Source organism: Synechococcus sp. L2F, from assembly GCF_024345695.1.
In the GTDB taxonomy this organism is placed as follows: Bacteria; Cyanobacteriota; Cyanobacteriia; order PCC-6307; family Cyanobiaceae; genus MW101C3.
On the sequence record NZ_JAGQBP010000003.1, the window covers coordinates 255,120 to 281,969 of the forward strand.

The following is a 26,850-nucleotide window of genomic DNA, read 5'->3' on the forward strand; positions in this document are numbered from 1 at the left end:
AGTGGACCTAGCGCCCCATCATCTCCCTGAGGAACCGCTGTTGGGCCTCGGCCGCTTCCCGATAACGGCCAAGCAGCACGGTCTGGGTGCCGTCGTTGGGGCCCTCACCCGGCAGCTGGTTGAGCAGGGGGAGCGGGATGGCCGGCAGCGGGCGTATCCAGGCCGGCACCAAGGTGGGCAGAAAACGGGGGGCGGCAGCCGGTGCCGGGGGTGGAGGCGTGGGACGCGCGGGTGCTGGTGCCGGGGGCGGTGCGCTGGCGGTGCGGCCGGAGGCGGGACGGGTAACCGGCACTGGGGCCGCCAGGGTGGGGGGAGCTTTGGGAGCGGGCCGTTGGCGGGCGGCTTCCGCGGCGGCGGCACGGGCCATGGCGATGCGCTGTTCCCGCTCGCGCAGCTGAGCCAGCTGGTAGCTGGGGACCACGCTCAGCAGGTGTCCGGGCGTGGCATCGGCTGGGTACACCATGCTCACCCGCACAGGGTTGTTCACACCGGGGACCAGGTTCAACGAGGCCAGAGAAAGACTCTCGCCTGAACGCAGGCCTACGTGCACGTCGTTGTAGCCCTCCTTGGTACGGATGCCGATCGAGCCGCGGAAGGCCGTGAACTGGCGGCCGTTCGCGGTGGGATGGCTCATCACCAGCTCATGGGGCCCGTTGCCTTTGAGATTCAGATCCACATCGAAACGGACGCCATAGGTGCCCACGTTGTCGAGGGAGGAATCAATCATGCGGCTGGCCAGCGGGTTCACCTGCACTTCGCGGGTGCCGAAGGTGTGGCGGTTTGTGCTCGTGAAGGGCACGTGCAATGGGCCCTGATTGAGATCGTGCACCAGGCTCGCCTGGTACTCATCGCCGATCGCCACGCCACCGACCCGTGAGAACACCTGGCCGTAGTGGATCTTTGAGAGCATGTCGAGGTAGATGCGGCCTGGCGCGAGCATCCCTTGATCCAGCACTGCGAACAGATCGGCATCAGTTTCCGGATCCTCCGCTGCCACCACCGCCATCTGGAACGGCCCGTCACTGCGGCCTTTCAGCAGGCCATTGGCGATGCCCCGGGCGGGCAGACGGGTGTGGAACAGTACCCGGCGGCTATAGGGAGGAACCACCAGGGTTTCCGGCATCTTGGGATCCAGCTCCCCGCGCAACATGATCACCGAGGTGGCATCACCCGGTCCGGTGTTCCAGGGGCGCCGCCCCAGTGGTTTCACGCCCATCAGGTGGTTGCCTAGATAAGGCGCTTCAAAGCTGTTGCGAACGGCCCCGCGCTCCATCTCAAGGGTGACAGGACGCGAGCCCGGGTTCATCACGATCGTGGCGATCGTGAGCTTGCCGCGCACATAACGGCCGCCGAGACGGCTGGCATTTTCTGGGAAATACTTGTGATGAACGTGGAGCCCGAAATCTCCGTTGAAAGTGTAAGTAGCGTTGTTGAGATATTGACGGGTTTCCGTGGCGATAGCCTGGCCAGGCGCTGTGTTCACCAGAATTCCCGGGCCGAAGACCTCCTCAGGCTGGTTGGAATGCAGCACCGGCACGGTGTTGAACGCGCCGTTGAGTGGACGGGCTGACTGGCCCGCCATCAAGGCCACGTAGGCGTGGGCGGCAGGCGCCTGCAGCACGAGCGTGCCGGCGATCACCACCAGACAGGGGCGAAGAAACCTTGTGGGAATCATGGGTCCCATTTGATTGATCTGGCGGGGGGACAACGGCAAAACGGTGGCGGTGCGGGGGTGGATGTGGTGGGCCAGTATTCCCTGCCTGCCTTTGGTTTCGACGCTTGAAGGCCGAGTTCACCAACGGGTGGGGCAGGGAACGCATGGGCACCAGAGCACTGGCTAGAACCTTCAGGCACTGTGAAATTTTCCCATGTTCCCGCCCTTTGCCTGTTACGGATCCAGCAGCGGTGATCATGAAGCGATGCGCCGCCATCATCAGCAGCGCAAGATGCGCATGCTTACCTACTGGCGCGATGGAGTGGAGCGTCAGCTCGCTGCCGTGAATGCGGCGATCAGCACCCTGGAGAAGCAGATGCAGCGTGATGGGGTACAGCCGGCGGAGTAACCACCTGCTGAAGGCCGCGGTCCAGTTCCTGCCTGAGCCGCTCCAGACCTTTGTGCAGGGCCCTGTGCACGGTCATCGGGCTGAGCTGAAGCCGGCGGGCCGCCTCCCGCAGGCTCCGCCCCTCCAGCACCACCTGCTCCACCACTTGACGCTGCCGGTTCTCCAGCTGCGTCAGCAGGGCCATTGCCTGGGCGGTTCCGCCATCAACGCAGTCGTCGTCGTCATGGTCTGCCGCAATGCCCTCCATCGAGGCTTCGAGCGGTGCCAGGTGGCGCAGCCGCTCCAGCCGCTCGAACGTGCACCATTGGGCCACGGACAGCTCCAGGCCGCTGCGCAGTTCGGCCTCACTCGGGCTCTGCCCGAATCGCGTCTGCCAGTCACGGGTGAACTGCCGCATCCGGTCCTGAAGCTCCTGCTGACGCCGCGGCAGCCGAATGGGCGGGGCCTGATCCCGCAGGTAGTGCAGGATCGCGCCACGGACGTGCTGGCGAGCAAAGGCGGAAAACGGAGTTCCGGTGCATGGTTCGAACCGCTCCGCGGCGCGGATCAGGCCCAGCAGGCCCACCTGGATCAGATCATCCGCCCCTTCCCGACAAAGGGCGGCGTAGTGGAGAGCGATCGGCCGTACCAGCTCCCTGTAGGCCTCCACCCTCTGGTTGCGTTGTCGCACGGTGGCGTGCTGGCTGGCATGAGTGCCGGCATTCGTGTTCGTCCTGCGCTTCGTGGTCGGCGTGTTCGCCTTGGTGGCGTTTGTGGCCGTATGGACGGCGCTCAGGCGGCTTGCTGAAGCAGCGGTCTTGCTGCTGGTCGATCGGCCAGGCAAGAGCAAAGCCGATGCTGCAGCCGAAGCGTTGGTGGGTGGAGCGCTGATGGGTGGAGCGCTGGTTGGCGGGACACGTGTTGGCGCGACGCTCAGTGGGGTGGTGGAGCGCTGGGCCGCCAGTGGGGAGCAGGTCATGAACAGGGAAGCGGAGATGAGAAGGAAGCTGTAGGGAGAACCGCCGGTCGTTCCGTCCGGTTCCTTTTCCAGAAAGATCCCTTGCTGCCACCATGTGCAACCGTGCTTTCACTGAACTTTTTTGAAGAGGGTTCAGGACGAGACCGAGTTCTTCACCCCCAGAGCACCAACTGGAGGGGGCTGCAGGCTCCTCGTCCACAGGCTCCAAGGCGCTGAGGGTCCTTGGTCAGCCTCATCCAGACCGTTGCCTTTGCGCCTCCCTGAATCAGCCGCGGCGCACAGGGCTCGGCGAAGATCGGAGCCCACCTCCATGCCCAATCACTGGCCCACTGCCTCGCTCAGTGCCTCGTCTGAGGCGGGCCTTCTGCAGGCTCCAACGCGGCGTCCACGGCCGGCGCCACGGCGCGGAGCAGCTGCCATGGTCCATGCTCCTTCAGCCACGGCAGATCCGACTGTTCCGTCAGCAGCAGGTAGCCAGCGAAGCCCAGCGCATTGAGGCTGAACCCGGCGGCATGTTCGCGGGTTCGCAGGATGGTGAGAAACCAGGAGCTGGTGAACAGCAGGTTGTAGGGATAGCTGGGCTCCCCACCGTCCGCCGGATCACCCAGGCCGAGCTCCAGGGCATGGCGGCGGTAGAGCATCGCCAGTTCGGCGGGTCCGCCGCCCTCGGGGCGCGGGCTGAGCCGGTAGCGCCAGGGCCAGGGTGGCGCCTGGCCCTGCAGCTGGGCGCGTAGGGCGGGCTCCAGCGGGCAGTTGGGTGCCCCGCGATGGCGGGGCAACAGCTGCAGATGCCGGTGAGGCTGGCTGGCGCCCGCCCGCCCGCTGCTGTTGAAGAACCACAGACCAGTGGTGTCCGCATCGACATGGGCCACCGCCTGCCAGTCGGCCGCTCTCAGCCAGCCGCTCTGCGGCGCCCAGCCCTGGGTGATCAGCAGCAGATGGCCGGCTTGCACCGGGTACTTGTTCAGGATCACCGCATGGCTGTCGCCCAGTCGCGTCACCTCCAGTTGCCGCTCCCAGGGGAGAAACGGGTTGGGCCGGGGCCCACCGCTGCGCAGGTGGCGCGGCACGGGCGAGTCGAGCTGGCGCAGCTGGAAGGGTGCCCAAGCTCCCGGCGGCAGCACCCTGGTGACGAGCGGCACCAGGGCACCGCGTTCGCGCGCGGCCTGGCTCTGCTGCAAGGCCGTTCGCCACAGGCGCTCAGTTCGCTCCACCGATCTGCAGGCGTGCCAGCGAGGCCCCACGGTAGTAGTGGCCCAGGATCTCGTTGTAACGCCGGCCCGCGAGGGCCAGTTCCTGGGCGCCTTCCTGGCTCATGCTCGCTCCCAGGTGCCCGTGCGCTTCCAGCGTGATCTGGCTGTTGGCCGCATACAGGCTTTCCACAATGCCCCCCTGGTAGCTGAGGATTAAGCCGTTGGTGCGCGCGGCAGCTTCGGTGGTGCGGCCATTCACCGAGGTGAGGCCCCGGTAGGCTTGCCAGCGGGTGGTGTCCCCCAGATGCCAGAACTTATTGGCCGGTCGGGCCAGGTGGGCCAGGGCGTAGGACCGGGCCGCCACCGCCTGGGCCTTGAGGGCCTCCATCGACCAGGACGTGGGCATTTCCGCCCCCACCACCGAGGCGATGTAGGCCTCCAATGGCAGGTGATTGATCGGTGTGATGCCTCCCCGCTCCGCCAGCAGACGCAGGCGACCGGTGTACGGCTGGCCGTTCACCAGCAACGCTTCCCCGGGTGCGGTGTCCAGCCAGAGATCGTTGGCGCCGGTGCCGGCGCTGAGATCGACAGGGCTGCGGGCCTGACCCTGGGCCAGCACCTGCCCGTCGCCGTTGCGCAGCCACCAGGGGCCGGTGGCCGAAAAGCTGGGCTGGCCGGCCTGACGCAGCAGGGCCACCCGCACCTCAAGCGGAACCGGGCGGCCAGCGGCCGGTTCCACCAGGGAGGCGGGGGCATCCGGCAGCTGGGCCGGAGCGGGAGGCTGCTGGGCGCGGCGCGCTTCGATCGCCCGCAGGCGGCTCTCCTCACCCGCCGGGTCGGTGGCTTCACCGGTGGTGCTGGCCGGCAGCAGCGCCTCCATCACCCGTGCGTCAAGGTCGGGCTTCGGCTGGCTGAACGATTGGGCATAGAAGCCGATGCCCAGAGCCACCACGCTCAAGGGTGTGGTGAGCAGCAGCGTGGTGCGGCGTTGAGGGCTGAGAGTCCGCTGCAGGCGTCGCGCCAGCCGCTCGCTGCCGAGCTTCAACGGACGCAGGGCACGTGCGCCCTGTGCCACCAACTGCTGCCCTGCCGGCCAGTTCATGAACCTTTCCCTCTGTTCACATCCCTGTCCCACTAGTCGTTGGAGCGATCATGGCTGAGAACGGCCGCGAACATACGGTTGTCGCGCAGACGTGGGCCCTGGATGGGCGCTGGTAGGAGCTGTGGGGCCTCTGGATGTGGCCCTGCGACTCACACCCATTCCCGGCGCAGATCGCGCTCCATCAGCGCCCGCACGGCTTCCTGCGGGGTGTTGCGCCGCTGCAGCAGGCCCACCACCTGCTCACAGATCGGCAGGTGCAGGGCATGCCGATGGGCCAGCACCAGCGCGGCTTCGGCCGTGGCGGGTCCCTCCACCGTGGCGCCGATGCGGGTGAAGGCCGCCGCTGCAGAGTCACCTTCGGCCAGATGCAGCCCGAAGCGGTAGTTGCGGCTCAGGGGGCTGTTGGCGGTGGCCAGGAGATCGCCAAGGCCGGCCAGGCCGTAGAGGGTGGCGGGATCGCCGCCCAGCAGCTGGCTGAGCCGCCCCATTTCGGCCAGCCCGCGGGTCAGCAGGGAGGCCTTGGCATTGGCCCCCAGCCCGAGACCATCGCAGATGCCGGCCGCCACCGCCATGACGTTCTTGAGCGCGCCGGCCAGTTCGGTGCCGATCGGATCGGCGTTGGTGTACAGCCTCAGCCGCTGGCTACTGAGCTGGCGTTGCAGCTCGCTGGCCAGTTCGGTGTGGATGGAGGCCAGCACGCTGGCGGCCGGCAGGCCCTGATCCAGCTCAGCCGCCAGGTTGGGCCCGCTCAGCACCAGGCACGCCAACGACGGAATGGCCTGCTGCCACAACTGGCTGGCTGTGCAGTGCTGCTGAAGGTCGATGCCCTTGCTGCAGCTCACCAGGGGCACAGCCCCGGGCCAGCCGGCTCTCAGCTGCTGCGCCAGCGCCGGCACCCCGGCCATGGCCACCGCTGAGAGCACCAGGTCCTGCCGCTGGAGCACCGCGGCTGGATCGCTGCCGTGGGAGCGCGACCACACCGCGAGCTCATGGCCCTGCTGGCGCAGCACGCTGGCCAGGGTGCGCCCCCAGGCCCCTTGCCCCAGAACGGCGATCCTCATTGCCATCGCGCCATCATGCGCCATCCCCTCCACCGCTTCGCCCCAGGTGTTGCCCCCGCTCCCGTCCCGGCCGTCCCTCAGCAGCTGGAACGGCCATGCCCTGGTGGTGGGTGCCGGCGGCATCGGCCGCGCCCTGGTGCAGGCCCTGGCCGAGCGGGCCCCCGGGCTCTGCCTCTGGGGCGCCAGCCGCCGCGGCTGGCCTGCCCGGCCGGGAGAGCCGCAGCTGGGCGCGCGCGCCCTGCAGCTCGACCTCTGCGCGGACGCCAGTCTGCAGGCCGCTGCCGCCACGCTGCAGGCCCAGGCCGGCACCTTGCGCCTCGTGATCAACACGGCGGGCCTCCTGCACGACGGCCCGGCTCTGCAACCGGAAAAGCGGCTCAGCCAGCTGAACCGCGCCGCCCTGGAGCGAGTGTTCGCGGTGAATGCCTACGGCCCGATTCTGCTGGCCCAGGCCCTGGAGCCGCTGCTGCCGGCCGCAGAGCCGGCGCTGTTCGCCAGCCTGTCGGCACGGGTCGGCAGCATCGGCGACAACGGCCTGGGGGGCTGGTACGGCTACCGCAGTGCCAAGGCCGCCCAGAATCAGTTGCTGCGTTGCCTGGCCCTGGAGTGGCGCCGCCGCCGACCCCTCGCCACCGTGACCCTGCTGCATCCCGGCACCACGGCCACCGATCTCTCAGCGCCTTTCCGCAGCGGCGTGCCGCCGGAGCGCCTGTTCAGCCCCGAGCGAACCGCCCACCACCTCCTGGACGTGCTGGAACTGCAGGGGCCGGAGCAGAGCGGCAGCTTCCTGGCCTGGGACGGGAGCCCGGTTCCGTGGTGAAGGCGGGGTGTGAAGACGGTGGAGTGTTCGGCTGACGCGGGCTGATGTGACCGGGGTGACGTGAAGGGTGGTGCAGGTGGTGGGAGAGAGGTGATGCCGCTGCTGCGGCGCGGCGCTCACCCCACGTGGGCCAGCTCCTTCAGCAACTCCAGCGGGATCACCTCAAGTGCAGACGCTTCCGTGGCCTCCAGCCGCACCGGCGGCGCCACCCCGTCCTGGTAGGCCTCCAGCCAGCGGGCGGCACAGATGCACCAGTGATTTCCGGGCTGAAGACCCGGAAAGCCGTAGGCCGGCATCGGTGTGGAAAGGTCGTTGCCGCGGGAACGGCTGTAGCGCAGGAAGACATCGTTCACCACACAGCAGACGGTGTGGCGTCCCGTGTCGCTGCTGTCGGTACGGCAGAAACCATCGCGGTACCAGCCGGTGCGGGGTGTGCATCCGCAGATCTCAAGCGTCTCACCGAGCACATTGCGGGCCACCACTGGCGCTGAAGAAGAACGCGGTTCCACGGATCGTGCCGAAATCATCCCAAAGTCTGCAGGACCAATGGCGGGAATGGCCCTGGGAGGTTGACGGAATCGGGGGGGCAGGCGTTAAAGGTCATTGTGCAGTGGTGCTGGAAGGCTCCCTTCTGCCGCCCTTACGACTTGCGATACCCCCTTCATGAGCTGGGATTTCACCGAAGATGCTGCCTTCATGGCGCTGCTCGACGCCTTCAAGGAAAGCGGTGAAAGCTCCGCGATGGAGTTTCTTGCCCACGGTGAAGGCGCTTTCCATTTCCAGGAGCTCACCCAGAATGCCGCCGGTGAGGGGGTTGACCTGAGTGATTCGACCGATCTCCAGGCGTTTCAACAAGAGGTGATCGACACCCTCGAAGATCTCTGATCCGGCTATGGCGCTGAAACCTCTCCGTTCAGTGCGTTGCCTTGATGGCTCGCTGACGGAGCTTCGGTGTTGGAGGTTCTGTGTCGAACCCGCATGGCTGAATGCTGAGGGCCAGTGGCTCCCGGCCAAAGGCATGGGCTGAGATAAACGCATCGCTTGAACTGCCGCCTGCTGGTTGCGCTGACGCGGCGGAATCAAGCGCTGACGCAACGCAGGGCACGTCAGCGGCCCGGTTCCTCCAGTGGCTGATTGAACCCAAGCGATTCAGCCGTAGAAGAAGGCGATTTCCTTGTCCTTGAGGCCATCCCAGCCGGCGGCCTTGAGGCGGGCATCAAGGCTGGCCTGATCGAAATGCTTGGCCCCGGTTTTCACCACCCGGTTGCGCATCGATTTCTTCACGCCGCTGCGGGCCCGTTGGGCCTCCAGTGCCATCACCTCGCGGTACAGGCTCAGCATCTCGGCCGGAATCGGCGAGCCGTCAAGGTCGAGTCCGGCTGCGATGGCCGCATCCACTCCGTCAGGTCCGGCAATGGCCATGGCAGCAGTGCAAGAGAGCCTCCCCAGCCTGCCACCGCGCCCCTACCTGCCATCGCCCCGGGATGGATTCCTCAGGCGCTGAAGTAGCGCGCCTGGCTGTGCAGGGCCACCAGGGCGGTGGTGCTCTGCTCGGGCTCCAGCTGGTCGCTTTCGTCCATGCTCAGCCCGATGCGCTCCGCCCCCAGCCACTGCAGCTGGGGACGGGAATCGGCCACGTTGGGGCAGGCGGGATAGCCGAAGGAGTAGCGGCTGCCGCGATAGCGCTGGGCAAGCACATCGCGCAGGGCGCTGGGTTCCTCGGCGACGAAGCCCAGTTCGCGTCGGATGCGTGCATGGGTCCACTCGGCCAGCGCTTCTGCCATCTGCACCCCCAGACCGTGGAAATAGAGATAGTCGGTGTAGCGATCGGCGGCGAAGAGTTCGCGCGCAAACCCTGTGGCCTTCTCCCCCATCGTGACGGCCTGCATCGGCAGCACATCGGTGGGCCGCCCCTGGCGGAGGTCGCGGTAGAAATCGGCGACGCAGTAGCGGTTGCCGCCCCTCTGGCGCGGCAGCTCGAAACGGCCCAGCTCCCGCTCAGGCGCGGCCGGATCGAAGACCACCAGCGCGTTGCCGAGCCGGCCACAGGGGAAGTAGCCGTAGGCCACCCGTGGAGTGAGCAACTTCTCCTCCAGGCAGCGCTGCATCCAGTGCTGCAACACCGGTTCGGCCTTGGCCGCCAGCATCTGCTCGTAGTCGTCGCGGCTCTGCTGCTGCGTCTTGCGCAACTGCCACTGCCCGGCGAACAGGGCGTTGCGATCCAGGTAGCCGAACACCTCAGCCAGCGGAATCGCCTGCTCATCGAGCACGCGGCTGCCCAGGAACGGCGGCTGGATGGCGGCCTCTTCTGGAACGGCCTCGGAGCGATGGTCGTTGAGCGGCGCTGCTGCGCTGGATGGCGTCTCTGGCACGACTGCGGCAGCCGCTGGGTCCTCGGCATCAGGGGCTGTCTGGGCCGCTGCTGCTGATCCCGGGGCTGCCGGTGCCCCTTCCGCACCGGCGGGGGCGGTTGTCGTGGCGTCATCGGCCGTGTCTTCACCGCGCTCCAGCCCAAGTCCGGGCGGAATCTCACCGCTGAAGCCTTCCGCATCACTCCAGCGGTTGTTCTGCTTGGCCTCCACCAGCGCGTCCATGAAGCGCAGGTCGGCGAAGGCATCCCGGCCGTAGATCACCTGCCCCCGGTAGACCGCGCGGCAATCCTTGTTGACGAATCGGGGTGTCAGCGCCGCCCCACCAAGAATCACCGGCACCTGAATGCCCGCCTCATTGAAGGCCTGGAGGTTGTCTTTCATGAAGGCGGTGGACTTCACCAGGAGGCCGCTCATGGCGATGCAATCGGCCTGGTGCAGTTTCTGGGCTTCGATGATCGCTTCCACCGACTGCTTGATGCCGAGATTCACCACCTCATAACCGTTGTTGGTGAGAATGATGTCCACCAGATTCTTGCCGATGTCATGAACGTCACCTTTTACCGTGGCGATCAGAAACTTGGCCTTGGCGCTACTCTCCCCTTCCACCCGTTCCATGAAGGGTTCAAGGAACGCCACGGCGAACTTCATCGTCTCAGCGCTCTGCAACACGAAGGGCAACTGCATCTGGCCGGAACCGAACAGCTCACCCACCACCTTCATGCCATCGAGCAGGAAGGTGTTGATGATCTGCAGCGGCGGGTACTTGGCGAGGGCTTCGTTGAGTGAAGCTTCGAGGCCGATGCGCTCCCCATCGATGATGTGCTGGGTGAGGCGTTTCTCCACCTCCAGATCCGCCAGCTGCGGCCCCGCGTCGCGTGCTTCCCGGGCGCTCACCCCCTCGAACAGGGTGCTGAGCGTGGTGAGCGGGTCGTAGACGCAGACATCCCCGTCGAAACGGCGTGCATCGGCGATCAGATCACGGCATACCTGTTGGTGTTCCTCGCTGATCTTGATCAGCGGCAGGATCTTGGCCGGGCTGATGATCGCCGCATCCATGCCGGCGGCACAGCACGCGTGCAGAAACACGGAGTTGAGCGTGATCCGCGCTGCTGGTGACAGCCCGAAGCTGATGTTGCTCACCCCCAGCACCACGTGCACGCCAGGAAGCTCGCTGCGGATGCGGCGGATCGCCTCGATCGTGGCGGCTCCATTGAGGCGGTCTTCCTCGATGCCGGTGGAGATTGGCAGCGCCAGGGGGTCGTAGAAGATTTCGTGCGCTGGAATGCCGAATTCCAGGGCATCGCGATAGGCGCGCTGGGCAATGGCGAACTTGCGCTCGGCGGTGCGCGCCATTCCCTCTTCATCAATCGTGCCGATCACCACGGCAGCGCCGTAGCGCCGTGCCAGTTCCAGCACCTTGAAGAAGCGCTCATCCCCATCTTCGTAGTTGGTGGAGTTCAGCAGACATTTCCCGCCTGCCACCTTCAGGCCGGCTTCCATCTTCTGCCACTCGGTGGAATCGAGCATCAGCGGCAGATTCACGTTCGTGACCAGCCGGCTGACCAGCTCATGCATGTCACGCTCACCGTCGCGGCCCACATAATCAACGTTGACGTCGAGCACGTGGGCGTTTTCCTTCACCTGGCCGCGTGCCACGGCCACCAGCCCGTCCCAGTCTTCTGCGTTGAGCAGATCACGCACCTTGCGCGAGCCGCTGGCGTTGAGCCGCTCACCGATGATCAGGAACGAGTTGTCCTGGTGGTATGGCGTGACGCCATAAATCGAGGCGGCCGCAGGTTCGTAGTGGAAAGCCGGCCGCTCCAGCCGTTGCTCCGGACGCCGCACGGCCCGCGGGCGGGGTAGCAGATCGGCGGTGAGCTCGGAGAGGGCTGCGATGTGGGCGGGAGTGGTGCCGCAGCAACCGCCGATCACCTGCACGCCGAGATCATTGACGAAGTGCATCAGCTGCAGCTTCAGCTCCAGCGGTGTCAGCCGGTAGTGGGCCACGCCGCCCACGTTTTCGGGCAGCCCGGCGTTGGGAATGCAACTCACCACGAACGGACTGTGCTCGCTCAGGTAGCGCATGTGCTCCTTCATCTGCTCGGGCCCGGTGGCGCAGTTGAGGCCGAGCACATCGATCGGGAACGGCTCCAGGATCGACACCACCGCGGCGATGTCGGAGCCCACGAGCATGGTGCCGGTGGTTTCCATCGTGACCGACACCATCAGCGGCCGCCGCTGCCCGGTGGCGCTGAAGGCCGCTTCAATTCCCTGCAGGGCAGCCTTGATCTGCAGCACGTCCTGGCACGTTTCCACGATCAGCAGGTCCACGTCGCCCGCAATCAGGCCTTCCGCCTGCTCCCGGAAGGCGTCGCGCATCGTGTCGAAGTCGATGTGCCCAAGCGTGGGCAACTTGGTGGTGGGCCCCATCGAGCCGGCCACGAAGCGGGGTTTGGCGGGGCTGCTGTATTCAGCAGCGCAGGCGCGGGCCAGTTCGGCCGCCCGCTTGTTGATCGTGAAGGCCTGGTCTTCCAGGCCGTATTCGGCCAGCACGATCGAGGCGGCGCCGAAGGTATTGGTTTCGATCACATCACAGCCGGCCTCCAGAAACTGGCGGTGCACGGCTTGCACGGCATCCGGCCGGGTGAACACCAGCTGCTCGTTGCACCCCTCCAGGGCTGCGCCACCGAAGTCGGCGGCGCTGAGATCCATCTGCTGGAGTGAGGTGCCGGTGGCCCCGTCAAACACCAGCACCGGCCGCTCAGGTGCGTGGAGACGCTCCAGAAACCCCATGCGCTGGGTCGCTGGCGCCCCTGCCTGCTGCACCGCTGCCGTCATCGATTACGCGCTCAAGGCCAGCTGTCACTGTAGGAAGTGCCGCTGGCTTACCCATCGAGCCGCACGCGGGTCACCCAGTGCTCGTAGGCCGGATCGCGGCCCTCGGTGATCGCGGTGAGGGCGCTGCGCAGCTTCTCCATGATCGGCCGCGGTCCAGCCAGATCCGTGGTTTCCACGCGGCGCACTGGCGTGACCCGGGCGGCGGTGCCGCTGAGGAACACCTCGTCGGCGACGAACAGCTCCGTTTTGTCGACCGCGCGTTCCAGGGTGGGGATGCCCATGGCCTGCGCCAGCTCGAGGATGCTGGCGCGGGTGATCCCCTCAAGGATGTCCTGGTCGACCCCGGGGGTGATCAGCACGCCGTCGCGCACCATGAACAGGTTCATGCCGCTGGCTTCGCTTACCTTGCCGCGGCTGTTGAGCAGCAGCGCTTCATCAAAGCCGCTCTTGACCGCTTCGGTTTTGGCCAGGGAGCTGGTGATGTACGCGCCGCTGATCTTCCCGCGCAACGGCAGGGAGCGGTCCTCCTGGCGGCACCAACTGCTGATGCGGCAGCTCACCCCATCGGGGGAGAGGTAATCGCCGAGTTCGATGCCGTAGATCAGGAAATCTGTCTCAATGTCGTGGAGGCGTGGCGCGATTCCCAGATCGCTGGTATACACGAACGGCCGCAGATAGATCGGGGTGGTGGGACGGTTCGCCTGCAGGAACTGCTGAATCGCATCGAGAATCGTGGCCTCCGGCAGCTCGGCCAACAGCAGCCGCGCGCTCTGGGAGAGGCGGCGCGTGTGCCGATCGGCGCGGAACAGCAGGATCTCGTTGGGATCTGCCGGGTTGGGCAGGGCCCGCATGCCGCCGAACGCGCCGGTTCCGTAATGGAGGGCGTGGGTGGCCACTGAAATCGTGGCTTCACCGAAGGGAACACAGCGGCCGCCGAACCAGGCGTAAGGAAGAAACTTCTGCATGCGGAAGCGCGTGGAGATGCGGCGCCGGCGGCGTTCGCTGGTGAGATCTTCTCACTGCCGGGGCCGAAGATGGCGTGATGCACCGTCTTGCCGTCGTTCCAGGCCTGCCTTCCGGCTTCGAGGACTCCGCCTTCGTGGAGCAGGAGTCCACGCCGTTGCTGGTGCTCAGCAGTTCAGACACCGATCTCCAGACCCTGGCCGCCGTTCTCGCCCGGCAGCCCAGTGCGGTGCCGGTGCGGGGGCTGAACCTGGCCGCGCTGGCTGCGCCGGCGGTCCTCGATCACTACATCGCCACCAGCCTGTCCACCACCCGCGTGGTGTTGGTGCGGCTGCTTGGTGGACGGGGCCACTGGAGTTACGGGCTGGAGCAGCTGCATGCCTGGGCGGAGCACCAACCCGGGCGCCAGCTGATCGTGGCGGCCGGCACGGCCGATCAGGAGCTGGAGCTGGCCAGCCTTGGCAACGGGCCTGAGGAGATGGCCGTGGCGATCAGCCGCTGCCTGCGCGAGGGCGGTGCTGACAACCTGCGCCGCGTGCTCGACAGCCTGGAGGCGCTCGCCGCTGGCCAGGCGGCGCCAGCGCCGGTGCCCTTGCCCCTGGCCGACCCCCTTCCCCACGACTGGCGGGCTGACCCGGGGGCACGGGTGGGGGTGATCCTCTACCGCGCCCTGTTGCAGGCCGGCGACGATCAGCTGGCCACCGTCCTGCTCCAGGCCCTGCGCCGCCAGGGACTCTGCCCGCGGGCGCTGTGGGTGAGTGGCCTGAGGGATCCCGCTGTCCAGCAGGGGGTGGCCGACCTGCTGGACAGGGAGGGGGTGCAGGGCGTGCTGTGCACCACCTCCTTTGCCTCGGTGCAGTTCGAGGAAGCGGGTCTGGGTGCCCCGCTCTGGGACCGCCTCAACGTGCCGGTGATTCAGGTGCTCTGCAGCACCCGCAGCCGTGAGCAATGGGCTGCCAGCAGCATCGGCCTCGGCCCGCTCGATCTCAGCCTGCAGGTGGCTCTGCCCGAGCTTGACGGACGCATCACCAGCCGGGTCGGTGCCTTCAAGGAGCTGGAGCGGGCCGATGCCTCGCTTTCGGCAGCGCTGATGCACTACCAGCCGGATCCGGAACGGCTCGACTGGATCGCCCGCCTGCTGGCGGCCTGGGTGGAGCTGCGCCTCACCCCGGTGAAGCAGCGCCGTGTGGCCCTGGTGTTGGCCAACTACCCCACCCGCAACAGCCGCCTGGCCAATGGCGTGGGCCTCGACACCCCCGCCAGCGCCGCGGCGATGCTCCGCTGGCTGGCGGAGGCCGGCTACGACCTGGGCGTGACCCCCACGGACCTGCCCACGGACCTGCCCGCGGAACTGACGACAGGCCTTCCCGCTGACGGGGATGCCCTGATCCAGCAGCTGCTGGCCGGACGCACCAACGACCCGGAAAGCCAGCACCGGCCGCCGCTCGATCACCTGCCCCTGGCGACCTATCTCGCCTGGTACCAGCAACTCCCGGCGGCGGGCAGGGCCGTGCTGGAGACCCGCTGGGGGCCGCCCGCTGCCGATGAGGGCCTGGAGCAGGGGCCGGCGGGTGCCGGCTTCCCGATCCGAGGTCTGCGCTTCGGCGCCGTGGCCGTGCTGGTGCAGCCGGAGCGGGGCTACGGCCGCGACCCCAGCCTCAGCTATCACTCCCCCGACCTGCCGCCCACCCATGCCTACCTGGCCCAGTATTTGTGGCTGCGCCAGGTGGCCGCCAGCCAGGTGGTGGTCCACGTGGGCAAGCACGGCAACCTGGAATGGCTCCCCGGCAAGGGGCTCGGCCTCTCCGATCAGTGCTTCCCCGAGTGGGCGCTGGGGCCCATGCCCCACCTGTATCCGTTCATCGTCAACGATCCGGGCGAAGGCTCCCAGGCCAAGCGCCGCGCCCAGGCGGTGATCCTCGATCACCTCACCCCTCCGCTCGATCGGGCCGGGCTGCACGGGCCCCTGCAGGAGCTCGAAGCCCTGCTCGACGAGTACTGGGAGGCCCGCCAGCTGGGCAGCGAGCGCGTCGCTCCCTTACGGGAGCGGCTCGCCGGGCTGCTCGCCTCCCTGGAGCTGCCCGCGCATGCCGCTGCTGGAGACGGCACATCTGCAGATCGATCAGCTGCAGACAGATCATTCGCGGCCGGCGCTGCTGTGGGATCCGCCTCTGCCCAGGCCATCGATGATCTTGAAGCGCGTCTCGATGGCGCCGATGGCTACCTGTGTGAGCTGAAGGAAGCTCAGATCCGCACCGGCCTGCATGTGTTCGGCCACCTGCCTGGTCCCCAGCCCTTGCTGGAGCTGCTGCTGTGCCTGGTGCGGCCCCCCCTGGCCGAGGGCCCTGGTCTCACCCAGGCCCTGGCCGCTGATCTGCAACTGGAGCTGGACCCGTGGGCGGATGCCGAGGAGGCGCCACTCAGCGTGGCGGATCGCCTCCGCCTCCAGGCGTCTCCCGCGGCCGCCGTCTCTGACCCGGCCTCTCCCTCTGCCCCGACCGCCCTGCGCCGCTGTGGTGATGCCGTTGCCCTGCTGGAAGCACAGGCCCTCGATCTGCTGAAGCCGCTGCTGGCGCCCACCACCGCCACTGCCGCTTCTGCAGCGGTGGTGGTGGGACCAACAACCCAGGCTGTGCTGGAGCGTGTGCGGCGTCAGCTGCTGCCGCGCCTGCTGGCCTGCGCCAGCGCCGAGCGTCAGGCCCTGCTGCGCGGCCTGGCCGGGGAACGCATTGCCGCCGGGCCCTCCGGGGCGCCCACACGCGGCCGCCCTGATGTGCTGCCCACCGGCCGCAACTTCTACAGCGTGGATCTGCGCGGGCTGCCCACCGAAGCCGCCTGGGACCTGGGGCGTCGCAGCGCCGCCCTGCTGCTGGAAGCCCACCTGCAGCAGGAGGGAGACGACCTGCGCCACCTGGCCCTGTCGGTGTGGGGCACCGCCACGATGCGCAATGGCGGCGAGGACATCGCCCAGGCGCTGGCGCTGATGGGGGTGCGGCCGGTGTGGGACGGACCGACCCGGCGGATGGTGGATCTGGAGGTGATTCCGCTCAGCCTGCTGCAACGCCCCCGGGTGGATGTGACGCTGCGCATCTCCGGCCTCTTCCGCGATGCTTTCCCGCAGCTGGTCGACTGGATGAATCAGGCCAGCCGCCGGGTCGCTGCTCTTGATGAAGACGAGTGGCACAACCCGCTGGCAGCCCATGCCCGCCAGGAAGGCCACAGCGGCAGGGTGTACGGCTCGGCGCCGGGGGCCTATGGGGCGGGGCTTCAGGGGCTGATCGACAGTGGTCAGTGGGAGCAGCGGGGCGATCTCGGTGAGGCCTTCCTCAACTGGAGCGGCTGGCGTTACGACGCCAGCGGTGACGGCCGTTGCGAGGCCAGCCCCGATCGTGAGGGGCTGGAGCAGCGGTTGCGTCAGGTGGAGGTGGTACTCCACAACCAGGACAACCGTGAGCACGACCTGCTGGATTCCGACGACTACTACCAGTTCCAAGGAGGACTCAGCGCCGCCAGCGAACGGGTGCGCGGCAGCGCTCCGGCCCTCTGGTTCGCCGATCATTCGCGCCACCAGCGGCCGCGCGTGCACCGGCTGGAGCATGAATTCGACAAGGTGCTCCGCTCACGCGTGCTGAACCCGCGCTGGATTCAGGGCATGCTTGCCCACGGATACAAGGGCGGTTTCGAGCTGGCCGCCAGCCTCGATTACCTGTTCGCCTACGACGCGAGCACGGGCCGGGTGCCGGATTGGAGCTATGGCGCCATCTGCCGCCAGTGGCTGCAGGACGACGACGTGTTGCAGGCGCTTCGGCAGTCGAACCCGTGGGCGCTGCGGGACATGGCCGAGCGGCTGCTGGAGGCCGCCAACCGCGAGCTGTGGCGGGGAGCGGATCCTGCCCAGCTTGAACATCTGAAGGCCTTGGTGATCGGCAGCGAAAGCCTGATCGAAACCTGAACAAGTGAGCCGCGGCCACTCACATTCGAAGGAGTGAACCGCGGCTGCTCACCAAGCCGATCAGTTGTTGAGGTCGCGGGCCATGGCCTTGAACGGGTCAATGTCGCCAGGCTTGGCCGGCTTCTGGGTGAACTGGGGCTGGGAACTGCCGGCGGCATCGGCCTTGCGCCCTGCAGAGCTGCCGCCGGGCGTGTTGACGGCGACTGCCGCGCCCTTGAGCCGCTGACCAAGTTCAGCGGAGGTGAGGCGGGCCGCGAAGGTTTTCTTCACCGGCTTGGGCACGCCACCGGTGAGGCTGGTGTTGGATTCAGGCGATGCGTTCACCGGCAGGCCGCTGCTGGCTTTCTCCAGCCGCGCCGACATCGAATCGACTTCCTGCACCATCTCCTTTTCACCCGGATTGTCGGCATTGCCGGGGAAGGTGCGCCGGATTTTGTTGGAGCGCCGCATGTACTCCACGTTGCCCATGGAGCTGGAGGTGTCGGGGTCGAGGAAGAACGTCTGTTCGCCAGCCTTGGCGGCGGGCTTCTCGGGTTTGGCCGGCTTGGAGGAGAAGCTGGCGTCCTTGGTACCGATGTTCAACAGACGATCGAAGAGACCCATGGTGAGGAAACGGAAACCTGTGATGAACCCTAGCGGCCTGACAAGGCCAGTCCATGGGTATCGGTGCCACAACTTCTCAGCAAACCCAGGCTCTGCAGCTGGCTGGCGATTGCGTCGCACACCAACGGTGTGGGCTGCCAGCGGCTGGTCAGGTCGTAGTCGTAGAAGGCTTCGGCCCCATCGAAGCCGAGCTCTGCCGCCGCCGCGATCAGCTGCTGGTGGGGACGCCGGTAGCGGGCCGGATGGGCCAGCAAGGCCAGGCCACCGGCGGCATGAATCGCTTCCCGCACCTTGCCGGCGCGCAGCCCTGGCCCCACCACCGCATGGCCGCGCACGTAAGGCGCCAGGGCCGGGTGGTGCAGCTCGAAGCCCAGGGCCAGCACATGCACCAGGCAGCCCTCCAGCAGGCAGCTGATTTCCACCCCACTCCACAGCTGCGGCACCCGCTGCCCCAGTCGCTGGCGCTCCTCCAGGTGAGCCCGAGCCGGTTGGTAGGCCGCGATGCTGTGGTGATCGGTGACGGCGAAATGCTCCAGGCCCATCGCCAGCGCCTGGTCGGCCACGGCGGCCGGTTCGAGGCTGCCGTCGCTGCAATGGGTGTGGCAATGGAAGTTGAGCCGGGTGGGGCAGCTCTGCGCGTCCACCGCCGCCAGCACCTCCACGAGTGGGTGGTCAGCCGGCACCTGCGATCGCCTCCCGTTCGGAACGCAGCCGCCGCCAGCGGGCATAGAACTGGATCGAGGCCGCCATCGCCACCACCAGGGCCACCAGGAACCAGGTGGCAGCTCCCGTGGGGAACTGGGCCTTGAACACCACCAGCATCACCACCAGCACCAGCATCAGGGTGGGCAGCTCATTGAGCGCCCGCAGCTGCCTGCCACTCCAGCGACAGGTGCCCGCCTTGAGCTGCCCCATCAGGCGATAGCAGAACCAGTGGTACACGAGCAGGGCCAGCACCACGGCCAGCTTGGCGTGCATCCAGCTCTGTTTCAGCCAGATCGGCTGCACCAGCAGCAACCCCACCGCCATCGTCACCGCCACCACCATGCCGGGCGTGGTGATGATGTTGGCCAGCCGGCGCTCCATCAGCTCGTACTGGCTGTGGAAAGCGGCGCGCAGGGGCTCGTCCAGCGCTTCGGCTTCCACGTGATAAATGAACAGGCGCACCAGATAGAAGAGTCCGGCGAACCACACCACCACGCCCACAATGTGGAGGGTCTTGAACCAGAGGTAGGCCTCGGGGGGCAGGGCCAGGGCCGGCATCGGCAGCGAAGGGATGGCCCGTTCAAGTTAGGCGGCACCGGTGGGGGCCGATCCGGCCGCCCGCTCCAGGTGGGCCGCAGCGGCGACGGCGACCGCTTGCCGCTCCTCGGCAGGGAGGCGATCGAGCTGGGAGATCACCAGGGCCATGCGGGGATTGCCGCGCAGTAGAGCTTCGTGGCGATCCAGAAAATGCCAGTAGAGGGTTGTGAAGGGGCAGGCTGACGGCCCGGTCCGCTGTGCCGGGTCGAAACGACAGCCTTTGCAGTAGTTGCTCATGCGGGCGATGTAGCGGCCGCTGGCGGCGTAGGGCTTGCTGGCCAGCAGGCCGCCGTCGGCAAAGACCCCCATGCCCAGCACGTTGGTCTGCATCACCCAGTCGTGGCCGTCGATGAACAGACGGTGGAACCAGGCGGTGAGGGCCTGGGGATCGAGCCCTGCCAGCAGACCGTAGTTGGCCAGCACCATCAGCCGCTGGATGTGATGGGCGTAGCCGGTGCGATCCAGTTCGCCGAGCACCTGATCCAGGCAGGCCATGCCGCTGCCACCAAGCTGCTCGAACCAGAGGGGCAGGGGCCGGGTGTGGCCGAAGTGGTTGCGGCCTGCATAACCCTCGCCGAACCAGTGGTAGAGGCCGTGCATGTATTCGCGCCAGCCGAGCAGCTGCCGGATCACCCCCTCCAGGCTGGCGAGCGGCACCGGTGGCTCCACGCCGCTCGCCGCGCCCGTACCTGCCGACTCCAGCCGGCGGATCACCTCCAGCGGTTCCAGTAGGCCCAGGTTCAGGTAGGGGCTGATCAGGGCATGCCAGAGCGTGGGCTGGCCGCTGACCATGGCGTCCTGGTAGGGGCCGAAACCAGCCAGGCGGGTGGCCACGAAGTGATCAAGCACCTGCAGCGCCTGCTGGCGGGTGACCGCCCAATGGAAAGGCTCCAGCGCACCGGGTAGCGGCGCTTCTCCGGCGGCGGCCCGCTCCGCATCGAGACGCCGCACTTTCTCGATCACGGCCCGCGTGATCGCATCGGGGCTGAACAGCAGCGGGGCCGGCCCTTCCAGTCCCTGGCGCGGTGGCTTGCGGTTGTCCTTGTCGAAGTTCCACTGCTGGCCGCGCGGTTCGCCGTCCTCCATCAGCACGCCGAAGCGGCGGCGCCCCTCCCGGTAGAAGAGCTCCATGCGCAGCTGCTTGTAGCGGCCAGCCCAGGCCGCGAACGCCTCCCGGCTCCAGAGGAAGTGGTTGGAGGGCAGCCATTCGAGCTGCACGCCGGTGCGCCCGCCCAGATCAAGCCGTTCGATCGCCTGCCGGAAGGGGCGATCCGCCGGCTCCATCACGCGCAGGGTGCGGATGCCCTGCCTCTGGATCCAGTCGATCAAGGTGGTGCCGAATTCCGCCGCCTCCAACAGGTCCACCTGCCAGCCGAGCGCCTGCAGCTCGGCGCTGAAGTGCCGCATGGCGCTCCACACCAGCACCAGCTTCTGGCGGTGGTAGCGGCGGCGGGCCACCACACCACTGCTCTCGATCAGCACCACCCGCGCCTGGCCGGGGGCGCTGCTGGCCAGAGCAGCTTGCTGCGCGTGCAGCTGGTCACCCAGCACCCAGAGCCCGAGCCCCGCCATGGCTTGCCTCCTGCTCAGTGCACGAGGGCGGCGCCGGCGCCGCTGCCGATCCGGCCACCAGGCTCCTGCGCAACGCTTGGGGCTTCATGCCGCTCACAATCGGCGGCCGGCACCAGGTTGTCCGGATCGGGCCCGTCATGGTCAGCCGTGTCGTGGTCAGCCTCGGGGTGGAAGTAGCTCCAGATCTGCTGGGCCAGGGCGGGGCCCACGCCGGGCGCCGCAGCGATCTGGGCCGGGCTGGCCAGCTGGATCGCATCGATCGAGCGGAAGTGCCCCAGCAGCTCCTTCACCCGTTTGGGTCCCAGCCCGGGGATGTCGCTCAAGCGCGAACGTTTCATCCGCTCCCCCCGCTGCTGGCGGTGGAAGCTCACCGCGAAGCGGTGCGCTTCATCGCGCAGACGCCGCAGCAGCACGACGCCGAGCTGGTCGGGTTCGGTCTCCAGCGGCTGGCTGGTGCCGGGCAGGAACACTTCCTCCCGCTGCTTCGCCAGGGAGCACACCACCAGGTCTTCGTGCAGGTTCAGTTCCCGCAGCGCCTCCATCACCGCCGAGAGCTGTCCTTTGCCACCGTCGATCATCACCACATCGGGCCAGTCGTTGAGGCCGCCGGTGTGGAGTGCGGTGCCTGTGGCCTTGCGCAGTGCCACCAGATCGGCCCCCTCCGCCTTCGCCTGGGCCCAGCGGCGGAAGCGGCGGCGCATGATCTCGGCCATGGCCATGAAGTCGTCGGAGTGGCCGGAGCGGATGCTGCTGCTCTGGATGCGGTACTTGCGGTAGTGCTGCTTGGCCGGCAGCCCATCCACGAACACCACCTGGGAGGCCACCGCGTCGCTGCCCTGGATGTGGCTGATGTCATAGCCCTCCACCCGACGCGGCGGCACGGGCAGATCCAGCAGTTGGGCCAGGTCTTCGGTGGCGAGCTGGTGCTGCTCGGCGCTGCGCTGGGCCCGGCCCAGCTCAAAGGCCGCATTGCGTTCCACCAGTTCGATCAGATCGGCCTTCTGCTGCCGCTGCGGGTGCTGCAGCCGCACCTTGCGGCCCCGGCGCTCGCTCAGCCAGTCTTCCACCAGCGCCTGCTGCGGCAAGGGGTGCTGCACCAGCACCTCCGGTGGGATCTCCACCGGCTCCACCTGGCTGTAGTGCTCTTCCAGCACCCGTTGCAGGATGGCCCCGGGGCTGGCGACCGAGGCATCGGCGGTGTAGCCGAGCCGCCCCACCAGCTTGCCGGCCCGCATCTGAAACAGCTGCACGGCGGCCACGCGCGCATCGGCCGCCAGCGCCAGCACATCCCTCGACACGGAGGCATCGGGCAGGGCCATCTTCTGGTCGGCGGTGAGCTGCTCGAGCCCCTGCATCTGGTCGCGTACCCGGGCGGCCGCCTCGAAATCCTCCCGTTCGGCGTAGCGCTCCATCTGGGCGCGCAGCAGCACAAGCAGTTCGTCGCTGCGGCCCTGGAACACCATGGCCACCTTGCGCAAGGTGTGCTGGTAGGCCTCAGGGCTGATCTTTTCCTGGCAAACGCCGGGGCAGCGGCCGATCGCGTGGTTCAAGCAGGTGCGATCCCTGTAGAGAGGCTGGGGGCGCTGACGCAGCGGAAACACCCGCTTGACCAGAAACAGGGTGCGGCGCAGCAGACCCACATCCACATAGGGCCCGTAGAAGCGATCGAGCGGGCTGCGCAGCCGGCGGCGACGGGTGATGAAGATGCGCGGGTAGGCCTCGCTCCAGGTGATGCAGAGATAGGGATATTTCTTGTCGTCCTTGAGCAGCACGTTGAAGTGCGGCTGGTGGTTCTTGATCAGGTTGGATTCCAGCGCCAGCGCCTCGGCTTCGCTGTCAGTGACGATGAACTCGATCTCCGCCACCTGACGCACCATCAGGCTGATGCGGGGGCTGAGATCGTGGGAATCACGGAAGTAGCTGCGCACGCGGCTGCGCAGGCTCTTCGATTTGCCGATGTAAAGGATGCGGTCGTCGAGATCGCGCAGCAGGTAGCAGCCCGGCTCGGCCGGCAGCTCCTTCAGCCGCTGAGCCAGGCGTGCCTGATCCATCAGCAGCGGTTGCAGCGTGGCCCCCATGCCCAATGCTCCCGCGAGAGGCGGCTCAGCCGCCGTACTGCCAGCCGGTGGCGGACAGCTCCAGTGCGGCGCCATCGCGGTGCAGCTGGGCCGACTTCACTTCCGCCACGAACACGGTGTGATCACCGTGGGCCACCTGGCCCACCACCGTGCATTCCACGGCGCCGAGCGCGTCGTCGAGCACAGGCAGGCCCAGGGGCCCCAGCGTGAAGGGAGCGGCATCGAAGCGGCCACCGATGCCTTTCTGGGGCTTGAAGAACACCGCCGCCAGGTCTTTCTGCTCGGCAGAGAGCACGTTGAGCGAGAAGCGGCCCGTGCGGCTGATGATGCCGTTGCTGGTGGAATCGGCACGCACGGCCATCACCACGAGCGGCGGATCGAACGACCCCTGGGTGACCCAGCTGGCGGTGAAGCCGTTGACGTCATCGCCCTCGGCCACGCCACAGATGAACACGCCGTGGGGGATCTTGCGCAGCAGGGTTTTCTTCGCGGCGCTGTCGAGCACGGGGGTGGCGGCGCCATCGACGTTGAGATCCACAGCCATGGCCTGGTTCCTGGAGGTGATTCCAACCTTAGGCAAGCCGGAGGGGGGGACCGCTCGCGACCGCAGCCAGCAGCAGCCTCCATAGGATCCCCCCGCCGCTCCCGCCGCCGGGCCCCTCGCCCCCGCTCCCATGAAGGCCCTCTACCCCGGCAGCTTCGATCCGATCACCCTTGGCCACCTCGACCTGATCGAGCGCAGCAGTCGCCTGTTCGAGCAGGTGCTGGTGGCGGTGCTGCAGAACCCCTCCAAACAGCCCAGCTTTTCGCTTGACCAGAGGCTGGCGCAGATCCGCCGCGCCACCGCCCATCTCAGCAATGTGGAGGTGGGCAGCTTCGACGGCCTCACCGTGGAGTTCGCGCGCCGGACGGGTACGGGAGTGATCCTGCGGGGGCTGCGGGCGATGAGCGATTTTGAGTTCGAGCTGCAGATCGCCCACACCAATCTCAGCCTGGCGCCGGAGGTGGAAACGCTGTTCCTGGCCACCGCCGTGCCCCACAGCTTCCTCAGCAGCAGCGTGGTGAAGGAGGTGGCGCGCTTCGGCGGTGAGGTGCGCCACCTGGTGCCCGGCGGAGTGGCGGAGGAACTCGCCAGGCTCTTTAATCAGACATTCCCGCCCCGATGAGATGACCGAGACTCGGATCAGCGTGCTGGAACAGCTCGAACAGCTCGAAGAGATCGTGCTGGAGGGCTCGCGCATCCCCTTCAGCGGCGGCCGGCTGGTGAACGAGCAGGACGCCATCGAGGTGTTCGACACGATTCGCGAGAAGCTCCCGGCGGAGCTGCTTCAGGCGCAGGAGCTGCTGGCTCAGCGCGACACGTTCATCGCCAAGGCGCGGCAGCAGGCCGAAGAGATCATGGTGCAGGCCCGCCGCGAGCGGGAGCAGCTGATCAATGCCGCTTCGGTGCGGCAGGAAGCGGAACAGCAGGGGGCGCAGATCCGGGAGCACACCCGCCAGCAGTGCGAGCAGATGCAGCTGGCCACCCGTCAGCAGGTGGCCCAGGCAGAGCAGGAGCACCAGACCCGTCAGGCCCAGATGGAGCAGCAGTTCGGTGCGCGCCGCCAGCAACTGGAGCAGGAGGCGATCCAGCGCCGCCAGCAGCTCGACGCCGAGTACACCGAGCTCAAGCGTCAGCTGGGCGACCAGCATGAACGCAGTCGTCAGCAGAGCCTGCAGGAGATCGAGCAGATCCGCCAGGAAGGCTTGCGCATTCAACGCGAGAGCCAGGCGGAGGCCGAACGCCTGCACAGCGACGCCCTGCAGTTCCGCCAGCAGACCCAGCAGCAGTGCGAACAGCTGATCACCCGCACGCGGCAGGAGGCGGGAGCGGTGCAGGAAGGCGCCAACCGTTATGCCGAGCAGGTGCTGACGGAGCTGGAAACGCGGCTCGGTGAACTCAACAAGGTGGTGCATGCAGGGCGGCGTGAGCTGGGGCGGCTGCAGACCAGCGAGACCCCTCCGGCCAGTGATCGTGCCGTCCTCCAACCCGCCGCTGAGGCTGAAGCCAAGGAGGCTCCCCTCACCAGCCGCGCCCGCCGCGCCGCCTCACGCCTCAGGCAGGTGGCTGGCAGAGGCTGACGATCTGCACGTCGCGGAGCACCCGGCCGATCGTGGTGTTCGGTGAACCGGCTCCATTGGAGATCAGGCTCACGTAGCGGTGGCCATCCGTGGTGTCGAGCACGCCGCTGATCGAACGCACGCCGGTGAGCGTCCCGGTTTTGGCGTGCAGCCGTCCGTCGAGGCTGGTGCCCTTGTAGAGGTTGCGCAGGGTGCCGCGCCGCCCGGCCACGGCCATCGAGGCGATGTAGTTGGAGCCGAAGGGGTGCTGGGCCATGCGCAGAAGCAGGCCGGCGAGCAGGCGGGACGTTAGCCGGTCGCCGCGGTCGAGGCCGCTGCCGCCCATCACCACCACACCTTCGGTGGGCAACCCCTGGGCCCGCAGCCACTGCAGGGCAGCCTGCCGGCTCTGGGGCAGCGACCAGGTGCCGCTTGCCTGCCGCAGCAACACCTCAGCGGTGAAGTTGTGGCTTTCGGAATTCGCCAGGCTGAGCAGGTTGTGCATCGGTGCTGAGGGTTCCTCGTGCAGCAGCACGGATCCTTCCGGCAGCGGTGCCAGGGACGACACCATGGCCAGCTGCACGTTCCGCCCTCCCTGGCTGGTCAGTGTGCGGGTGAGCAGGCGCTGCAGACGACCGGGTGGATTGGCCACAGCCATGTCGATCGCGTTGCTGGTGATGGCCAGCCGGGTGATCGGCGCCCCATAGGCGTAGGCGCGATCCTCCGGATGCCAGCCCTGGGGCCACCAGGCCTGGGGCGGTTCTTCGGCCAGCTCCAGGCGCACGTTGGCACCCGGCAGGCCTGGCCCACCTCCTGAACCAAGGGCCAGCTGGGCGAAGCGCTGCAGCTGGGGCAGATCGAGATCGGGATCCCCCTCGCCTGTGAGGCGCAGGGTGCCATCAGGCAGACGCCAGAGCCGGGTGGTGAGGCGGTAGTCGGGGCCCAGCCGGTCGAGGGCGAAGGCGGAACTGACCAGCTTCTGGTTCGAGGCCGGCACGCGTGGACGCAGGCCGTTCACATCGGCCAGCAGCCGGCCGTTGCCATCGGCCACGGTGACACTCCACACACCGATTTCGGGGCCGAGGTGGGCGCGCACCCGTTGCTGCAGGGCCGGGCAGCTGACCTGGTTCTGCAACTGGGGCAACCCGACGGCCGGCGGCGCCGCCGGCAGGCTCGCCATCGGCATGGCCATGGCCGGAGCGCAGGTGGCCAGCGCCAGCCCGAGGCTGAGGCCGAGGCGGCTGAGCTTCTGAGCGGAACGTGTCATGTCAGCTGACTCCGAGTTTCAGACCCGACACCGTGCCGCCGATGCGGAAGTCACGGCCCTCAAGCTCCACAGGGGCGCCGATCTTGAGGTTCTGGTTGCCGAACACCACGCCACCGCTGGTCTTGCGCCCTTTGCCCTCAAGGACGAAGCGGGCATCAAGCGAACCGAACACGGCCTGGTTGGGGTCGATGGCGGTCACCACCCGTCCGTCGGGCTGGACCGCCACGAGGCGGCGCTGCAGCGGCACCAGCTCCTGCAGCTTCACCGTGCCGTGGGGTTGGTTGCGGATCACGATGCTCACCTCCCCGTCGTTGCGGATCGAGCGGATCAGGGCCTGGGGATCCGCCACCGAGGCTCCTCGCACATCCACCATCACCGTGACCGGCTGCATGGCGCCGGTGGCTTCCGCCACCGCACCGCTGAGCTTCGGGCTCCAGATCACCCCGGCCAGGGCCATCAGCACGGCGGCGGCTGCTCCGACGTCCACCAGACTCCAGGAGCGGCGGGTGGTGTGGGGCTCGGCGGCCATGGCGCAACGTTCAGACACGCAAGCTTAAGGAGCCTGGCCAGGGGCCACCAGGGGGGTGGAGCTCCTGAATTCGCACA

23 protein-coding genes and 1 pseudogene are annotated in these 26,850 nt (G+C 67.7%); 7 read left to right on the forward strand and 17 right to left on the reverse strand.

Annotated elements, in window-relative coordinates:
- Positions 1-7: 7 nt before the first annotated feature.
- Positions 8-1,675 (reverse strand): DUF3370 family protein, encoded by a 1,668-nt coding sequence (locus KBZ19_RS10370; RefSeq protein WP_233132968.1) that lies wholly within the window; start codon positions 1,673-1,675, stop codon positions 8-10.
- Positions 1,676-1,868: 193 nt separating this feature from the next.
- Between KBZ19_RS10370 and KBZ19_RS10375 the strand changes: the two genes are divergently transcribed.
- Complete coding sequence (locus KBZ19_RS10375) at positions 1,869-2,063, forward strand: sigma factor SigF (protein WP_094512857.1); 195 nt, start codon at positions 1,869-1,871, stop codon at positions 2,061-2,063.
- Here the strand turns inward: KBZ19_RS10375 and KBZ19_RS10380 are convergent.
- Complete coding sequence (locus KBZ19_RS10380; RefSeq protein ID WP_255100881.1) at positions 2,011-2,733, reverse strand: sigma-70 family RNA polymerase sigma factor; 723 nt, start codon at positions 2,731-2,733, stop codon at positions 2,011-2,013. The genes KBZ19_RS10375 and KBZ19_RS10380 overlap by 53 nt on opposite strands.
- Before the next feature lie 22 nt (positions 2,734-2,755).
- Between KBZ19_RS10380 and KBZ19_RS15125 the strand changes: the two genes are divergently transcribed.
- On the forward strand, positions 2,756-3,055 hold the full coding sequence (locus KBZ19_RS15125) for a hypothetical protein (RefSeq protein ID WP_255100882.1): 300 nt from the start codon (positions 2,756-2,758) through the stop codon (positions 3,053-3,055).
- Between the two features lie 304 nt (positions 3,056-3,359).
- Here KBZ19_RS15125 and KBZ19_RS10390 read toward each other — a convergent pair whose 3' ends face one another.
- The 3 genes from KBZ19_RS10390 to KBZ19_RS10400 form a co-directional block, all read right to left on the reverse strand.
- Positions 3,360-4,202 (reverse strand): ATP adenylyltransferase, encoded by an 843-nt coding sequence (locus KBZ19_RS10390; protein WP_255100883.1) that lies wholly within the window; start codon positions 4,200-4,202, stop codon positions 3,360-3,362.
- Between the two features lie 19 nt (positions 4,203-4,221).
- Positions 4,222-5,316, reverse strand: a complete 1,095-nt coding sequence (locus KBZ19_RS10395; protein ID WP_094512854.1) for a SpoIID/LytB domain-containing protein — start codon at positions 5,314-5,316, stop codon at positions 4,222-4,224.
- 149 nt (positions 5,317-5,465) lie between these two features.
- Positions 5,466-6,377, reverse strand: a complete 912-nt coding sequence (locus tag KBZ19_RS10400) for an NAD(P)H-dependent glycerol-3-phosphate dehydrogenase (protein WP_315856350.1) — start codon at positions 6,375-6,377, stop codon at positions 5,466-5,468.
- A 49-nt stretch (positions 6,378-6,426) separates the two neighbouring features.
- On the opposite strand from KBZ19_RS10400, the gene KBZ19_RS10405 reads away from it, so the two are divergent.
- Positions 6,427-7,197, forward strand: coding sequence for an SDR family NAD(P)-dependent oxidoreductase (locus tag KBZ19_RS10405; protein ID WP_255100885.1), 771 nt, complete (start codon positions 6,427-6,429; stop codon positions 7,195-7,197).
- A 116-nt stretch (positions 7,198-7,313) separates the two neighbouring features.
- Here the strand turns inward: KBZ19_RS10405 and KBZ19_RS10410 are convergent, their stop codons facing one another.
- On the reverse strand, positions 7,314-7,706 hold the full coding sequence (locus tag KBZ19_RS10410; RefSeq protein WP_255100886.1) for a DUF2237 family protein: 393 nt from the start codon (positions 7,704-7,706) through the stop codon (positions 7,314-7,316).
- Positions 7,707-7,860: 154 nt separating this feature from the next.
- Between KBZ19_RS10410 and KBZ19_RS10415 the strand changes: the two genes are divergently transcribed.
- Entirely contained in the window at positions 7,861-8,082 is a 222-nt protein-coding gene (locus KBZ19_RS10415; RefSeq protein WP_094512850.1) for a hypothetical protein, read from the forward strand.
- A gap of 264 nt (positions 8,083-8,346) precedes the next feature.
- On the opposite strand, the gene KBZ19_RS10420 is transcribed toward KBZ19_RS10415, so the two are convergent.
- From KBZ19_RS10420 to KBZ19_RS10430, 3 genes are all read right to left on the reverse strand, one after another.
- A complete protein-coding gene (locus KBZ19_RS10420; protein WP_094512849.1) occupies positions 8,347-8,619 on the reverse strand; it encodes a DUF4090 family protein in 273 nt (90 codons plus the stop codon).
- Between the two features lie 71 nt (positions 8,620-8,690).
- Positions 8,691-12,407 (reverse strand): methionine synthase, encoded by a 3,717-nt coding sequence (gene metH, locus KBZ19_RS10425; protein WP_255100887.1) that lies wholly within the window; start codon positions 12,405-12,407, stop codon positions 8,691-8,693.
- 47 nt (positions 12,408-12,454) lie between these two features.
- Positions 12,455-13,372, reverse strand: coding sequence for a branched-chain amino acid transaminase (locus KBZ19_RS10430; RefSeq protein WP_094512847.1), 918 nt, complete (start codon positions 13,370-13,372; stop codon positions 12,455-12,457).
- Positions 13,373-13,449: 77 nt separating this feature from the next.
- Here KBZ19_RS10430 and cobN point away from each other — a divergent pair, with 77 nt between their 5' ends.
- The gene (cobN, locus tag KBZ19_RS10435; protein WP_255100977.1) at positions 13,450-17,322 is read left to right on the forward strand and encodes a cobaltochelatase subunit CobN; all 3,873 of its coding nucleotides are present in this window, start codon (positions 13,450-13,452) and stop codon (positions 17,320-17,322) included.
- Between the two features lie 60 nt (positions 17,323-17,382).
- Here the strand turns inward: cobN and KBZ19_RS10440 are convergent, their stop codons facing one another.
- From KBZ19_RS10440 to KBZ19_RS10465, 6 genes and pseudogenes are all read right to left on the reverse strand, one after another.
- Positions 17,383-17,925 (reverse strand): hypothetical protein, encoded by a 543-nt coding sequence (locus KBZ19_RS10440; protein WP_094512845.1) that lies wholly within the window; start codon positions 17,923-17,925, stop codon positions 17,383-17,385.
- 29 nt (positions 17,926-17,954) lie between these two features.
- Positions 17,955-18,608, reverse strand: a complete 654-nt coding sequence (locus tag KBZ19_RS10445; protein ID WP_369803023.1) for a PHP domain-containing protein — start codon at positions 18,606-18,608, stop codon at positions 17,955-17,957.
- Complete coding sequence (gene hemJ, locus KBZ19_RS10450; RefSeq protein ID WP_094512843.1) at positions 18,598-19,188, reverse strand: protoporphyrinogen oxidase HemJ; 591 nt, start codon at positions 19,186-19,188, stop codon at positions 18,598-18,600. Before hemJ ends, KBZ19_RS10445 begins: the two co-directional genes overlap by 11 nt.
- Before the next feature lie 27 nt (positions 19,189-19,215).
- On the reverse strand, positions 19,216-20,799 hold the full coding sequence (locus KBZ19_RS10455; RefSeq protein ID WP_255100888.1) for a cryptochrome/photolyase family protein: 1,584 nt from the start codon (positions 20,797-20,799) through the stop codon (positions 19,216-19,218).
- Between the two features lie 155 nt (positions 20,800-20,954).
- Positions 20,955-22,952: pseudogene (gene uvrC, locus KBZ19_RS10460) on the reverse strand (excinuclease ABC subunit UvrC); the annotation flags it as partial.
- Complete coding sequence (locus KBZ19_RS10465; RefSeq protein WP_094512840.1) at positions 22,903-23,421, reverse strand: flavin reductase family protein; 519 nt, start codon at positions 23,419-23,421, stop codon at positions 22,903-22,905. The gene KBZ19_RS10465 and the pseudogene uvrC, both read right to left, overlap by 50 nt.
- 130 nt (positions 23,422-23,551) lie before the next feature.
- Here KBZ19_RS10465 and coaD point away from each other — a divergent pair, with 130 nt between their 5' ends.
- Both coaD and KBZ19_RS10475 read left to right on the forward strand, forming a co-directional pair.
- On the forward strand, positions 23,552-24,043 hold the full coding sequence (gene coaD / locus KBZ19_RS10470) for a pantetheine-phosphate adenylyltransferase (RefSeq protein ID WP_094512839.1): 492 nt from the start codon (positions 23,552-23,554) through the stop codon (positions 24,041-24,043).
- A 1-nt stretch (position 24,044) separates the two neighbouring features.
- Positions 24,045-24,998 (forward strand): hypothetical protein, encoded by a 954-nt coding sequence (locus KBZ19_RS10475; RefSeq protein ID WP_255100890.1) that lies wholly within the window; start codon positions 24,045-24,047, stop codon positions 24,996-24,998.
- On the opposite strand, the gene dacB is transcribed toward KBZ19_RS10475, so the two are convergent.
- On the reverse strand, positions 24,973-26,244 hold the full coding sequence (gene dacB, locus KBZ19_RS10480; RefSeq protein WP_255100891.1) for a D-alanyl-D-alanine carboxypeptidase/D-alanyl-D-alanine-endopeptidase: 1,272 nt from the start codon (positions 26,242-26,244) through the stop codon (positions 24,973-24,975). The two genes, KBZ19_RS10475 and dacB, sit on opposite strands and share 26 nt — an antisense overlap.
- Before the next feature lies 1 nt (position 26,245).
- Positions 26,246-26,773 carry a DUF4330 domain-containing protein gene (locus KBZ19_RS10485; RefSeq protein ID WP_255100978.1) on the reverse strand — a complete coding sequence of 176 codons (528 nt, stop codon included), beginning with the start codon at positions 26,771-26,773 and terminating at the stop codon, positions 26,246-26,248.
- Positions 26,774-26,850: the final 77 nt, after the last annotated feature.

Excerpts from the sequence above, each read along its gene's own strand:
- coaD (WP_094512839.1), top strand. The coding sequence starts at position 23,552 with ATGAAGGCCCTCTACCCCGGCAGCTTCGATCCGATCACCCTTGGCCAC.
- KBZ19_RS10430 (WP_094512847.1), bottom strand. The coding sequence starts at position 13,372 with ATGCAGAAGTTTCTTCCTTACGCCTGGTTCGGCGGCCGCTGTGTTCCC.
- KBZ19_RS10440 (WP_094512845.1), bottom strand. The coding sequence starts at position 17,925 with ATGGGTCTCTTCGATCGTCTGTTGAACATCGGTACCAAGGACGCCAGC.
- dacB (WP_255100891.1), bottom strand. The coding sequence starts at position 26,244 with ATGACACGTTCCGCTCAGAAGCTCAGCCGCCTCGGCCTCAGCCTCGGG.
- metH (WP_255100887.1), bottom strand. The coding sequence starts at position 12,407 with ATGACGGCAGCGGTGCAGCAGGCAGGGGCGCCAGCGACCCAGCGCATG.
- KBZ19_RS10400 (WP_315856350.1), bottom strand. The coding sequence starts at position 6,377 with ATGAGGATCGCCGTTCTGGGGCAAGGGGCCTGGGGGCGCACCCTGGCC.
- KBZ19_RS10375 (WP_094512857.1), top strand. The coding sequence starts at position 1,869 with ATGTTCCCGCCCTTTGCCTGTTACGGATCCAGCAGCGGTGATCATGAA.
- cobN (WP_255100977.1), top strand. The coding sequence starts at position 13,450 with ATGCACCGTCTTGCCGTCGTTCCAGGCCTGCCTTCCGGCTTCGAGGAC.
- KBZ19_RS10465 (WP_094512840.1), bottom strand. The coding sequence starts at position 23,421 with ATGGCTGTGGATCTCAACGTCGATGGCGCCGCCACCCCCGTGCTCGAC.
- KBZ19_RS10395 (WP_094512854.1), bottom strand. The coding sequence starts at position 5,316 with ATGAACTGGCCGGCAGGGCAGCAGTTGGTGGCACAGGGCGCACGTGCC.
- KBZ19_RS10455 (WP_255100888.1), bottom strand. The coding sequence starts at position 20,799 with ATGGCGGGGCTCGGGCTCTGGGTGCTGGGTGACCAGCTGCACGCGCAG.
- KBZ19_RS10485 (WP_255100978.1), bottom strand. The coding sequence starts at position 26,773 with ATGGCCGCCGAGCCCCACACCACCCGCCGCTCCTGGAGTCTGGTGGAC.
- KBZ19_RS10420 (WP_094512849.1), bottom strand. The coding sequence starts at position 8,619 with ATGGCCATTGCCGGACCTGACGGAGTGGATGCGGCCATCGCAGCCGGA.
- KBZ19_RS10370 (WP_233132968.1), bottom strand. The coding sequence starts at position 1,675 with ATGATTCCCACAAGGTTTCTTCGCCCCTGTCTGGTGGTGATCGCCGGC.
- KBZ19_RS10475 (WP_255100890.1), top strand. The coding sequence starts at position 24,045 with ATGACCGAGACTCGGATCAGCGTGCTGGAACAGCTCGAACAGCTCGAA.
- hemJ (WP_094512843.1), bottom strand. The coding sequence starts at position 19,188 with ATGCCGGCCCTGGCCCTGCCCCCCGAGGCCTACCTCTGGTTCAAGACC.
- KBZ19_RS10415 (WP_094512850.1), top strand. The coding sequence starts at position 7,861 with ATGAGCTGGGATTTCACCGAAGATGCTGCCTTCATGGCGCTGCTCGAC.